Below are 11,936 nucleotides of genomic sequence, written 5' to 3' on the forward strand. Positions count from 1 at the left end.
CTTCCCTAGAGCGGCTCCCCGGAGAGCAGGCGTTCGATGACCTGGGCGACCCCATCCTCCTGCAGCGAGGCAGTGGTGCGCCCCGCCGCGGCCTTCGCCAGTGCATGCCCCGACTCCATCGCGTAACCCCGGCCGGCCCATGCGAGCATCTGCACGTCATTGGGCATGTCTCCGAAGGCCACGACCTCGGCGGCGGTGACCCCGAGTTCCGCGGCATACTCGGCCAGGGTGACCGCCTTGTTGACCCCGGGATGGGACATTTCCAGCAGCGAGACGCCGGGGGCCGAATGGGTCACCGAAACCAAATCGGCGACCTCGGGTTCCACCAGTGATTGGAAGGCCTCGGCCTCATAGGCGGAGGTCTTGGCGAGTAGTTTCACCACGCCTTCGGCTTCCAGACGGCCCACGTCGAAGGGCGCCTCGGCCATGACGGGCAAGCGGGCCGCTTCCCCGGCCTGGAGGAATCCGGGTTCGAGCAGGAGCCCCGATAAGGTCTCCGCGGCGAAGGTCGCTGCGGGCTCGAGGGCCTGGATGCGCCGGCGGACCTCGCCGACCGCCGGGCCGGGGACCTGGTGGCTGCCCAGGATCCGTTCGCCCTCGAGGTCGTAGACCAGGGCGCCATTGGAGCAGATGACCGTCCCCAGATGGCCCAGCGCGCGTTGCACGGGGCTCAGCCAGCGGAAGGGCCGCCCGGTCACGAAGACGACATGGATCCCTGCTTGCCGGGCCGCTGCGAAGGCCTGGACCGTCCGCGCGGAAATGGTCTCGTCCGCGTGCAGGATCGTCCCGTCGAGGTCGCTGGCGATCAGTCGCATGGATGTTCCTGGCTCATCGGTGGATCGGTCAGGAGATCTCGTCGCGGCGCGGAGGGTTCGCGCCGGCGCGGGACACGGTGATCGCCGCGGCCCGGGCGGCATAGTCCAGGATCTCCTCGAGCTGGCCGACCGAAAGCCCGCGCAGGGATTCCCGGTGCGCCGCCCCGACCAGCCCGCGGTCCACGAGCGTGGACAGCAGGGCCGCCATGAACGAGTCACCGGCCCCCACGGTGTCGGCGACATCGACGACCGGGGCCTGGGTCCGCGCCTCCCCGGCGGCGACCACGCCCCACGGGCCGCCGGAGCCGTAGGTGGCCACTACCATGGCCGGACCGAGTTCGAGCCAGGCGTGCGCGGTCTCCTCAACGCTGCGCTCGGGGTAGAGCCAGGCCAGATCGGAGTCACTGGCCCGCACCACATCGCTGAGGGCGACGAAGCGTTCGACGTCCTCGATCGCCTGGGAATGATTGGTGACGAAACTGGGCCGCACATTGGGGTCGTAGGAGATCGTCGCATGCGGTCGGGCTCGTTCGACGGCGGCCCTGACGGTTCCGGCCCCGGGCTCCAGGACGGTGGCGATCGAGCCGGTATGCAGCAGCTGGCTATCGGCCAGGACGTCGGAGGATGCCGGGTCGAAGGCCGACAGGTCCCAGACCATGTCGAATTCGTAGCTGGCCGCCCCGACCGGATCCAGGGTGCCGCGGGCGGTGGAGGTCGGCAACCCATCGGCGGGGAGGACCTCCTGCACGTCGTTGGAGCGCAGGTGCTCGTGGATCATGGCCCCGTATTCATCATCGCCGTAGCGTCCGACGAAGGACACGGGGTGGCCCAGCCGTGCGAGTCCCACCGCCACGTTCATCGGGCTGCCCCCGACATAGGCCTGGGGCGCGGCGATGCCGCCGGACAGCACGTCAACGAGGGCTTCGCCCATAACAGTCAGCACTACTCAACCTTACCTTTGCTCTCGGTGGATGCCTCAAGACGCCCCACCGGACGGTGTTCCCGTGCGCCGTCGCCTGACCCTGCTAGGCAGGAACGGCCAATTCGGCCAAGGCCACCAGACAAGCATCCCATGCCGGGGTCCCGGGGGTGATCATCGCCTGGTGGTCGCCGGTCGTGAAGACCATCCGCGCCGGATCGCCCTGGGCCCGTGCCGAGTCGGTATAGGCCCGCGACAGGGCCGAGGGGACATCCGCATCGGATTTTCCGTGCACGGCGATGACCGGGACCCCGATGGGCAGCATCCGTACCGGATCGGCCAGCTGCCACCGCCGCGGGTCCTCCTCCGAGGTGGCTCCCATGAGCTTCACGGCCGCCGAATGGCTGAGTTTGAGCCAATTCGCCATCCACAATTCCAGCACCCCCGCCTGGCTGACCACGCCATCGACCGTCACCGCCGGATCCGCTCCCGGCGCCCCGGCGGGCAGCTTATGCCGTCCGGCGGCCCAGGCCCCGAGATGGCCTCCGGCCGAATGGCCCAGGACGACGACGTGGCCCTGTTCCAGTCCCGCCGTGGCCAGCGCCGGGCCCAGCGCATCGATGCCGGCGGAAACATCCTCGAAGGTCCGGGGCCACCCCCCGGTATCAGGGCCCGTTTCTGCGCCCTCGGTGGTCCGCCGGTATTCCAGGTTCCAGACGACCCAGCCCCGCCGGACCAGGTCGGCGGCGAGGGGGTGCCCGAGCGACGCGTCGTAGGTATCGCGCCAGAATCCACCGTGGATGATGACGATGACCCCGGGCAGGCGCCTCTCCTCGGGCACATACAGTTCGGCATACTGGCTCGGATTCGGCCCGTAGTGGTGGACCGAATCCGGGGCGCGCCCGGCCGTCGCCGCGTCGTTGGCTGCCATGGCTCAGCGCCCCGGGAAGTCGGGGGTCTCCTTGGCCAGGAAGGCGGCCCGCCCGACGACCGAGTCCTCGGTCGCGAAGGCCTCACGGAAGCTGTCCACTTCCGCCTCCAGCCCTGCGGCCACGGGGAGGCCGTTGATCCGGTTCAGGGCCCGCTTGGTGTTGTCGACCGAGGTGGGGGCCTTGGCCGCGATTTCCTCCACGGTGGCCTTCGCGCCGGCCAGCAGGGCCTCGGCGTCGTCGAACACGGCGTTGGCCAGGCCGATCCGCAGGGCCTCGTCGACCTTGATCCGGCGTCCGGTGTAGATGAGTTCGCGGGCGTGGCCGAGGCCGACCCGCTGCTGCAGGCGCACCGAACCGCCGAATCCGGGGACCAGGCCCAGATTGACTTCCGGCTGCCCGAAGCTGGCGCGGGCCCCGGCGTAGATGAAATCGCAGGCCAGCGCGAGTTCGCACCCGCCGCCGAGGGCGAACCCGTTGACGGCGGCGATGACCGGAACGGGCAGGGCCTCGAGCCGGGTGGTCACCGTATGCATCTGCCGGGCGTAGGCCTCGGCGGCATCGGAGCTCATCGAGGTCATTTCACGGATGTCGGCCCCGGCGACGAAGGCCTTCTCGCCGGCCCCGGTGAGGATGATGCCGCGAATGGGCCATTGGGCGTCGATGCCCACGGCCGCGAGTTTTTCCGTCAAGGCCAAAAGGTCCTCGACCACTGCCGAGGCCAGGGCGTTCATGGCCTCCGGGCGGTTCACGGTCACCACCAGTGCGGAGCCGTCCGTTTCGAGAAGTAGCGTCTCGTAGCTACCGAAATCCATGTGTGCTTCCTTCCGGGTCGTCATTGACCGGCGCGGGGCGCCAGTCCCCCCAGCATGTCAGAGTCGCGGCGGGTGCTGGCTGAACTTGCGGAATTGGTTCAGCGAGGTCAGCGCAATGTACCAAAGCCTACGGGGATGACGTTCGGCGCGGTAGAGCAACGGATTGGCGACCCGGCGGGCGCGCATCAGTTCGCGGGCCTTCTCCCCCACGGGTCCGCGCAGGTGTCTGCGCAGCAAGGCCAGCGGCAACACCGTGGACAGCACCTGGGCATCGGCGACCAGCGGGGCGGCGTCGGGGTCCGCGGCGGGCAGCTCCCCGTCGTCGTACTCCGCCCCGAGGTACTCGCGGACGTAGAAGCGGGCGGCGTTGTGGCCCGCAGCGGTCATGTAGTAATGGTTGCGTCCCAGCCGCGGATTCAGTTCGAAGAATTTCACCAGCCCGTCCCGCGGGTCCAGTTTGGCGTCGAACATGGAGAATCCGGTCCATCCGAGGTGCTCGAGGATGCGGCGGCCCTGATCGATGAACTCGGCGTTGACGGCGGTGACGATACCCGCCGAATTGCCCAGCACCAAGGGGGCGTGTTCCTCCACGACGACTTCCCCGTAGGCGGCGAAGCGGACGCGGGCGTCCCGGTCGGAGTAGAAAGTGCATAGGCGCATGTTCGTGTCGCCGCCTCCGATGAGTTCCTGGAGGATGAAGGGGCTGGTGTAGCCCGAAGCCCGGATGCGCGCCAGCAGGTCATCGAGCTCCCCGCGGGTGGCCAGGGTGTGGACTTTCTGCTTGCCGGCGAACTTGGCGTGCACCCAGGCACTGCTGTCGGCGGGCTTGCCGATGAGCGGGAACGGCAGATCGGCGGGCAGGGGTTGCGGGGCGACGGGATCGTAGGCGATGGTCCGCGGATGCGGGATGCCCAGTTCGGCGCACAGGGCATAGAAGTTCTGTTTCAGCGCCGCCCGTTCGATGGTCGCCGACTCCGGGTACGGAATCGTGTACCAGGGCTCGAGTTCTGCGCGATGGTCGGTGATGATCCCGATATGCAGGTCCAGCGAACCACAGAGCAGCAGGGGCCGGGGGCGCGCCCCGTCCGCGGTGAGGTCACGGGCCACCTGCAGGAGGTGTTCGACGACGCGGGCCCCGTCGGTCATGCTTCCCGCCGGGCGGATATCGATGGCGACGGAGTGCTGGAGCACCCCGTTCTCGCCCGCAGGAACCGCCACGCTGACCGCCCCGTAGGCCTCGTGGAACTCGCGGGCCAGCGAATAGGTGCCGATGTCCCCGCCGAGGATGACCGGGACGAACGGCTGTGAATCCAAAATACGCATGGGCTCCAATCTATCCGGATCAGTCCCCCGCTCCGAACCGGTGCCACTGCCACTAGGCAAAACACGTGACCTACAGCACAATGGCCAGAAGCAGCCATCCGCGGTTCCACGGCAGGGAAGGCAGGTTCCATGGGGTTCCTCGATAGATCGCATTCCATCGCTCCACCGGGGTTCAACCGGTGGCTCATCCCGCCGGCGGCATTGGCGGTGCACCTGTGCATCGGGCAGGCCTACGCGACCAGTGTCTACAAGACCGCGCTGATCGGACATTTCGAGGCCTCGCAAACGGCCATCGGGGTGATCTTCTCCATCGCCATCGTGATGCTGGGGCTCTCCGCAGCCGTCATGGGCACCTGGGTCGAACGGTCCGGACCGCGTAAATCGATGTTCGTTGCCGCCACCTTCTGGGCCGCAGGATTCCTGCTCGGGGCGCTGGGGATCTTCTCCGGACAGCTCTGGCTGGTCTACCTCGGCTATGGGGTATTCGGCGGTATCGGCCTGGGCATCGGCTACATCTCGCCCGTTTCCACCTTGATCAAATGGTTCCCCGACCGCCCGGGCATGGCCACCGGCATGGCGATCATGGGGTTCGGCGGTGGAGCACTCATCGCCTCACCGCTGTCCACCCAACTACTCAAAGCCTTCGATCCCGCCTCGGGGACCGAAGGATGGGTGGCCAGCGGCGACGCCGTGGGGCGGCTGTTCGTCACCCTGGGCCTCGTGTACTTCCTGGTCATGATGTACGGGGTGTTCAGCATCCGCGTGCCGGCCGACGGCTGGCGACCCAACGGTTGGGACCCGTCACGGGTGAAGCACTCGCAACTGGTCACCACCAACCATGTCTCGGCGGCCAACTCCATCAAGACCCGCCAGTTCTGGCTGATCTGGACGGCATTGTTCCTCAACGTCACGGCGGGCATCGGAATCCTCGAGCAGGCCTCACCGATGATCCAGGACTTCTTCCGGGCCGGGAACGGCATCTCGGCGGTCTCCGCGGGGGTGGCCGGGGGCTTCGTGGGTTTGCTCTCCATCGGCAACATGGCGGGACGTTTCCTCTGGTCGAGCACCTCGGATGTCATCGGCCGCAAGAACATCTACATGATCTATCTGGGTGTCGGCGCGGTGCTGTATGTCATCCTGGCGTTCTTCGGAGGATCGAGCACCCTGCTCTTCATTCTGTTGGCCTTCGTGATCATCAGCTTCTACGGGGGCGGATTCTCCACGGCCCCCGCCTACCTGAAGGACCTCTTCGGCACCTTCCAGGTCGGGGCGATCCACGGACGCCTGCTCACCGCGTGGTCGGCAGCAGGGATCGCCGGCCCGTTGATCGTCAACGGCCTGCTGGATGCCCAGGGCAAACCGGGCACGATGAATGCCCACAACTACCTGCCGGTGCTGCTGACCATGGTGGTCCTGCTCGTCATCGGATTCGTCGCCGCCGCACTCATCCGTCCAGTCGACCCGACGTTCCATGAACCGGAACGCGAAACCGCCAGCACCACCGCTGAGGAGGCCCCGTGAGCACCACAGGATCCAGCACCCCCGAGGACATTCCGGTCAACGTCGCCCCGGCCCGATTGGTCTTCGGGTGGATGCTGGTCGGTGTCCCGCTGCTCTACGGTGTGGTCACCACGCTTTCCCGCGTGGGCCAGCTGTTCCAGTAGCCCCGGGGACCGAACGCTCAGTCGGGCAGTTGCCCGTCGTGCAACCGGTCCTCCAGGGCAGCACGGACCTCGTCGACCAGGACCTGCATGTGACGTTCGGCGCCGGGCCCGTCGGCCGCGGCCACCGCGGCCGCCACGGCCTCATGTTCGGCCAGGGCTTTTTCCCGCGGGTGGAAGGGCATCATGCCTTGATGGGTCCGCCCCGACAACACCTCGGCAACGACCCCGTCGAGTTCAGCGAACATCGAGTTGCCGCTGGCGCGCAGCAGCAGGGCATGGAAGGCGATATCCACCGCGAGGAAGCCTTCCAGGTCACCCTCCTCCCCCAACCGGCGCAGCTGCGCCGCCAGGGACACGATCTCCTCTCGGGCCTGGGACGGGGCACGCCGCGCGGCTCCGGCGGCGGCCAGGGGTTCGACGGCGACCCGCAGCTCCGTGAGCTCGGTGAATTGCCGTTCCCGGCCCGGCCCCGACAGGCGCCAGCGGATGACACGGCGGTCATAGGCGTTCCAGAACCGCGATTCCTGGACGACGAGGCCGATCCGTCGTTTCGCATAGACCAATCGCAGTGACTCCAGGACCCGCATGCAATCGCGCATCACGGTGCGGGAGACCCCGAAACGCGATTGCAGGGCATCGAGGGTCAACCGGTCCCCGGGGGCCAGCACGCCATCGACGATTTCCCGCCCCAGGGTTTCGACAATCGGTTCCTGGAGCACGGTCGCTCCGGAGGGGATCTGCATGGTCATCATCCTATGACGCCCGGTCACATCACGGTTACCGGGGACACTATCCACGTCCGGGCATAAGGTGTTATCTTTTATTCAGCCGGTCCGCCGGGCCCAGGCCAACGACGTCCTTCCAGGAGTAGACATGCCGCTTCAGGCACCCCAACCGCCTCCCACCCATCTGGTGGTGATGGGCGTATCCGCTTCCGGCAAGACCACGCTGGCCAGCCTGCTCGCCGACCGCCTCGGCTGGCCCATGGCCGAAGCCGATGACTTCCATCCGGCCACCAATGTCGCCAAGATGGCCTCCGGCACCCCCCTGACCGACGACGATCGCTGGCCCTGGTTGGCAGTGCTGCGCGACTGGATGGACCACACCCCGGGTCCAGGGACCGTGATGACCTGTTCGGCCCTGAAACGCAGCTACCGGGACCTGCTGCGCGAGGCCGACGGCGTCGTGCGTTTCGTGCACGTCGTGGTCGATCCCGACATCCTGGCCGAACGCATCCGGGAACGAACCGGGCATTTCATGCCCGGGACCCTCCTGCCCAGCCAACTGAACACCCTTGAACCCCTCGAATCCGACGAGGACGGCTTCACCCTGGCCAACGACAGCAGCGCCGAGGACCTCCTGGCCCGGGCCCTGTCCTCGTTGGACCTGGACCCGAAGAACCCGACCGAGCAATAGAACCCCACCCCGACCGGAGAACCCATGACCCTCGAGAACTGGACCCAGACCCTGGGTGCGGGACCATTGCTCGGCATTGCCGCCGGCGCGATCGTCGTTCTGCTCCTGCTCATCATCCAACTACGGATGCACGCCTTCGTCGCCCTGATCCTGATCAGCCTGCTGACCGCCTTCGCGACCGGCATCCCCGCCGGCAGCGTCGTCTCGGTGCTGACCGACGGATTCGGCTCCACACTGGCCTCTGTGGCCCTGCTGGTGGGACTGGGCGCCATGCTCGGACGCATCGTGGAGATGTCGGGCGGGGCCAAGGTCCTCGCCGACGTCCTGATCCGCAAATTCGGTGAGAAGCGCGCCCCGCTGGCCCTGGGCGTGGCCTCGCTGCTCTTCGGGTTCCCCATCTTCTTCGACGCCGGACTGGTCGTGATGCTCCCGGTGGTCTTCGCCGTCGGGCGACGCCTGGGTGGCGGCGTATTGCTCTACGGCCTGCCCGCCGCCGGTGCCTTCTCGGTCATGCACGTCTTCGTACCACCGCACCCGGGCCCGGTGGCGGCCGCCGAATTCTTCGACGCCAATGTCGGATTCGTCCTGCTCATCGGGCTCATCGTCGCCCTGCCGACCTGGTACCTGGCCAGCTACCTGTACGGCAAGTGGGCCGGACGCCGATGGGAACTGCCGATCCCGAGCCTGTTGGGCGAAGCCGATGCCGAGCACGAGTCGAACCCGCCGGCCTTCGGCACGGTCATCTCCGTGCTGTTGCTGCCCCTGGTGCTGATCTTCATGAACACCGGGCTGAACACCCTGGCTTCGGCCCAGGTCCTGCCCGAGGCAGCCCAGGACGCCGCATGGTTCCAGCTGCTGCGCGCGGTCGGCGAAACGCCGGTGGCGCTGCTGATCTCCCTGCTGGTGGCCTCCCTCGTGCTGGGCATGCGTCGGGGCATGAGCAAGAACGCCATCGAACAGGTCATGGAGAAGGCCCTGGGCCCGGTCTGCTCGGTCATCCTCATCACCGGTGCCGGTGGCATGTTCGGCGGCGTCCTGCGCGCCTCGGGCATCGGCGAGGCCCTGTCCGACGTGCTGGGCGATCTGGGGGTGCCATTGATCCTGGCCGGCTTCCTCATCTCGGGCATCCTGCGCGTGGCCCAGGGATCCGCGACGGTGGCCTTGACCACCGCCGCCGCACTGCTGGCCCCCGCCGTGGCGGTCGCCGGCCTGAACGACATCCAGTTGGCGACCATGGTGGTGGCCGTGGCCGCCGGCTCGGTGATCATCTCCCATGTGAACGACTCGGGCTTCTGGCTGGTTGGACGGTTCTTCGACATGGACGTCAAGACGACCCTGAAGACCTGGACCGTGTTGGAGACACTGATCGGCGTGGTCGGGTTTGCTTTCGCGGCAGTGATCTTCGGCTTCGCTTCACTCGGGTAGCGCGGCAGGTCCACCGGCCATCCCGGCCACTCCGCCGGGATGGCCGGACCCGAGGTGCTAGCGACGACCCCGGGCTGGGCCGCCGCGGCGCTTGCCGCCGGAGGATTTCCCGCCGGGACCTCCACCTTTCTTCCCTCTTCCGGGTCGCGGCGCACCCGCGGCGGACTGGTCGCCGCGCTGCCGGCGTCGCTGGGCTTGGGCGGCCGCGGAACGTTCCCGCTCCTGCACCGAGGGCTGCCGGGAGGAATTGGCCCTACGTCCACGGACGATGCCGATGAACTCCTCCACGCGGGGGTCCTCCGGCTCATCACCGACAGGCTTGAGCCAGGCGACCCCGATCCGGGTGGACGGGGCCCCCGTCACGATCTTCTGCACGACGTCCTTGCGCCGGTACAGGCGTCCGACGGATTGGGGGACGATCACCAGGCCGGTCCCGGCACCGACGACCTCCAGGGCCATCGCCGTTCCCCCGACCCGTGGCGGATAGTCGGCCAGGTCCAACCAGGTCTCCTCGGCCAGCTCCTCCAACGGCACCTCGTCGTCGTACAACTCCAAGGCATGTTCACGCGGGGCACACACCACGGGCAGCTCCTCGTAGAGCGGGATGACGTGGGTCATCCCGTCCGCGGGGTTCACTCCGTCGGGGAACCTCATGAACACCAGGTCCGCGTCACCGGTGGCCAGCAGCCCCCGCGGATCGTCCCCGATGTCATGCATCGTCGCCTGGACCGGAACCCCGGGTTGACGCTCCCGCCAACGATCCAGCCACTTATCCGGGGTCACGCCCGGCACGAACGCAATTCTCAGTTCAGCCACGACCGCTAGCCTACCGGCACCCTCCGCGCCCGGTAGGCTGGGACCATGACCCAGAAATCCTCGCAGAGCATGAAACCGGCCACTGCCGCCAAGAAGCTTGGTGTGTATCTTCCCGCCACGCCTGCCGAGTTCCAGGACGGTCCCCTCACCCGGGACGCCCTGGACGACATGATGAATGAACCGCCCGAATGGCTGGTCGAGTTGCGTCGGACCGGACCGCACCCGCGCCCGGTCATCGCCCGCAAACTCAACGTCAGCATCTCCGGGCTCGCCCGGGGCGGCATCGACGAAGCACTGACCACCGCGCAGATCGACGAATTGCTGGCCGACCGGCCCGAATGGCTGCAGGCCGAGCGCACCAACATGGCCGAGGTCCGCGCCGAAGAAGCCCGCATCAAGGAAGCCGACGCCCGCAAGGCGGCGGCACGCGAGACCCCGGGCAGCTGACCGGACCCATCGTCGTGGTCGACCCTTAACAAAAAGCGGCGCCCATCCCCAGAGGGGGAGGGCGCCGTTTTCGGGCGAACCAGACGGTGCCTAGTTGGCGGTCTTCACGATGTAGACATCGCACGGGGCGTTCAGGGCCACACTGGAGGCCACGCTTCCGAGCACTCGCCCCAGGCCCTTCATCCCGACGTTGCCCACGACGATGAGCTGGGCTCCCAGCCTGCTGGCTTCCTCCACGAGGGCATCCTGCGGCTTGCCCTTGACGGCGGAGGCCTTGATCGTGGCCCCCGGGACCAGTTCACGCAGCTTGGTGGCGGACTTCTCCGCCAGCTTCTGTGCCTGTTCCGCGTCGTCGAGGATCCACGTATCACTGCCGATCTGGACGACTTCGGTGTTGTCCTTGGTGTGGGCGGTGATCACCACGAGGTTCGCGCCCAGGCCGGCCGCAACGGTCGCAGCACGCGTGGCCGCCTTATTCGCGGTCTCGCTGCCGTCGACACCGACGATGACTGTTCCTGACATGTGTTTCCTCCCTGTCTGGTGTGACGCCGTTGGCGCCGACACCCCTTGGTCCTGCTTGGTCTACTTGGTCTTCTGCCGCAGGAAACCAACGGCCCGTTCCCAAGCCAATCGTGCCGCTTCCGGACGATAGTTCCCCTGGGGGTCCTCATCATTATGGAACGCGTGGGGCGCTTCATAGTAGTGGAATGTGACTTCGGACTCGGATTCGGCGCGGAGCTGCTCTTCCTGCTCCTTGGCCTGCTCCACCGGGAAGAGCCCGTCCTCGGTCGCATAATGTCCCTGGACGGCCGCCTTCACGCCGGTGAACGACTCGGGCACCGCCTGGCCCACACCGTAGAACGGGACGGCCGCAGCGATCCGTTCCCCCTGTTGCGCCGCGAGCGCCAACACGAAGCCACCACCCATGCAGAAGCCGATGGCCGAGACCTTCTCACTGGTGACCTTCTCCAACCCCGACAGGTAGTCGACGGCCCCGGCCAGCAACCGGGCGCCCTCGGCCTCGGGCAGCTTTTGCATCATCTCCCCGGCTTCGGCACCGTCGTGGGTGATCCAGCCTCCATACAGATCGGGGGCGAGGGCGACGAAACCCTCGGCTGCCAGACGATCCGCGACGTCGCGAACATGATCCGTCAGGCCCCACCATTCCTGGATGACGATGACCCCCGGTCCGCTCCCCGAGGCGGGCTCGGCCAGATAGCCATGGGCGTCCTGCCCGTTGGAAGGGAACGCGACATTCTGATGAGCTGACGGTTCAGCCACGGATGCACTCCTGCTCGTCGACGATCTGGTTCGCTTTCCCAGTCTATGCAGATCATGCCTCCGGGTCTCCTCCCCGGGCGTACAAG

General features: G+C 67.5%; 14 protein-coding genes. 5 read left to right on the forward strand and 9 right to left on the reverse strand.

Annotated features, from left to right (window positions below):
• Positions 1-5: 5 nt before the first annotated feature.
• From ACT3S2_RS14365 to ACT3S2_RS14385, 5 genes are all read right to left on the reverse strand, one after another.
• Positions 6-815 (reverse strand): Cof-type HAD-IIB family hydrolase, encoded by an 810-nt coding sequence (locus ACT3S2_RS14365; RefSeq protein ID WP_444555215.1) that lies wholly within the window; start codon positions 813-815, stop codon positions 6-8.
• A 28-nt stretch (positions 816-843) separates the two neighbouring features.
• A complete protein-coding gene (locus tag ACT3S2_RS14370; RefSeq protein ID WP_444555216.1) occupies positions 844-1,758 on the reverse strand; it encodes a carbohydrate kinase family protein in 915 nt (304 codons plus the stop codon).
• Positions 1,759-1,840: 82 nt separating this feature from the next.
• Positions 1,841-2,665, reverse strand: a complete 825-nt coding sequence (locus ACT3S2_RS14375; protein ID WP_444555217.1) for an alpha/beta hydrolase family protein — start codon at positions 2,663-2,665, stop codon at positions 1,841-1,843.
• Between the two features lie 3 nt (positions 2,666-2,668).
• Positions 2,669-3,478, reverse strand: a complete 810-nt coding sequence (locus ACT3S2_RS14380) for an enoyl-CoA hydratase/isomerase family protein (RefSeq protein WP_444555218.1) — start codon at positions 3,476-3,478, stop codon at positions 2,669-2,671.
• Between the two features lie 57 nt (positions 3,479-3,535).
• Positions 3,536-4,801: a carboxylate--amine ligase gene (locus tag ACT3S2_RS14385; protein ID WP_444555219.1), complete on the reverse strand. Its 1,266-nt coding sequence runs from the start codon at positions 4,799-4,801 to the stop codon at positions 3,536-3,538.
• Positions 4,802-4,930: 129 nt separating this feature from the next.
• Between ACT3S2_RS14385 and ACT3S2_RS14390 the strand changes: the two genes are divergently transcribed.
• The gene (locus ACT3S2_RS14390) at positions 4,931-6,322 is read left to right on the forward strand and encodes an OFA family MFS transporter (protein WP_443383829.1); all 1,392 of its coding nucleotides are present in this window, start codon (positions 4,931-4,933) and stop codon (positions 6,320-6,322) included.
• Positions 6,319-6,465, forward strand: coding sequence for an MFS transporter small subunit (locus ACT3S2_RS14395; protein ID WP_443383826.1), 147 nt, complete (start codon positions 6,319-6,321; stop codon positions 6,463-6,465). Before ACT3S2_RS14390 ends, ACT3S2_RS14395 begins: the two co-directional genes overlap by 4 nt.
• A 17-nt stretch (positions 6,466-6,482) precedes the next feature.
• Here the strand turns inward: ACT3S2_RS14395 and ACT3S2_RS14400 are convergent, their stop codons facing one another.
• Positions 6,483-7,208, reverse strand: coding sequence for a FadR/GntR family transcriptional regulator (locus ACT3S2_RS14400; RefSeq protein WP_443383823.1), 726 nt, complete (start codon positions 7,206-7,208; stop codon positions 6,483-6,485).
• 130 nt (positions 7,209-7,338) lie between these two features.
• Here ACT3S2_RS14400 and ACT3S2_RS14405 point away from each other — a divergent pair, with 130 nt between their 5' ends.
• Complete coding sequence (locus tag ACT3S2_RS14405) at positions 7,339-7,881, forward strand: gluconokinase (RefSeq protein ID WP_443383820.1); 543 nt, start codon at positions 7,339-7,341, stop codon at positions 7,879-7,881.
• A 24-nt stretch (positions 7,882-7,905) separates the two neighbouring features.
• Positions 7,906-9,306 (forward strand): GntP family permease, encoded by a 1,401-nt coding sequence (locus tag ACT3S2_RS14410; protein WP_443383817.1) that lies wholly within the window; start codon positions 7,906-7,908, stop codon positions 9,304-9,306.
• Between the two features lie 57 nt (positions 9,307-9,363).
• On the opposite strand, the gene ACT3S2_RS14415 is transcribed toward ACT3S2_RS14410, so the two are convergent.
• The gene (locus ACT3S2_RS14415) at positions 9,364-10,122 is read right to left on the reverse strand and encodes a substrate-binding domain-containing protein (protein WP_444561839.1); all 759 of its coding nucleotides are present in this window, start codon (positions 10,120-10,122) and stop codon (positions 9,364-9,366) included.
• A 45-nt stretch (positions 10,123-10,167) separates the two neighbouring features.
• Here ACT3S2_RS14415 and ACT3S2_RS14420 point away from each other — a divergent pair, with 45 nt between their 5' ends.
• Complete coding sequence (locus tag ACT3S2_RS14420) at positions 10,168-10,569, forward strand: DUF5997 family protein (RefSeq protein ID WP_443383811.1); 402 nt, start codon at positions 10,168-10,170, stop codon at positions 10,567-10,569.
• A 90-nt stretch (positions 10,570-10,659) separates the two neighbouring features.
• Here ACT3S2_RS14420 and ACT3S2_RS14425 read toward each other — a convergent pair whose 3' ends face one another.
• Both ACT3S2_RS14425 and ACT3S2_RS14430 read right to left on the reverse strand, forming a co-directional pair.
• Entirely contained in the window at positions 10,660-11,091 is a 432-nt protein-coding gene (locus ACT3S2_RS14425; protein WP_086994058.1) for a universal stress protein, read from the reverse strand.
• Between the two features lie 60 nt (positions 11,092-11,151).
• A complete protein-coding gene (locus ACT3S2_RS14430) occupies positions 11,152-11,850 on the reverse strand; it encodes a dienelactone hydrolase family protein (protein ID WP_443383808.1) in 699 nt (232 codons plus the stop codon).
• Positions 11,851-11,936 lie beyond the last annotated feature (86 nt).

This window comes from Arthrobacter sp. AOP36-A1-22 (assembly GCF_052377615.1).
GTDB lineage: Bacteria > Actinomycetota > Actinomycetes > Actinomycetales > Micrococcaceae > Arthrobacter_H.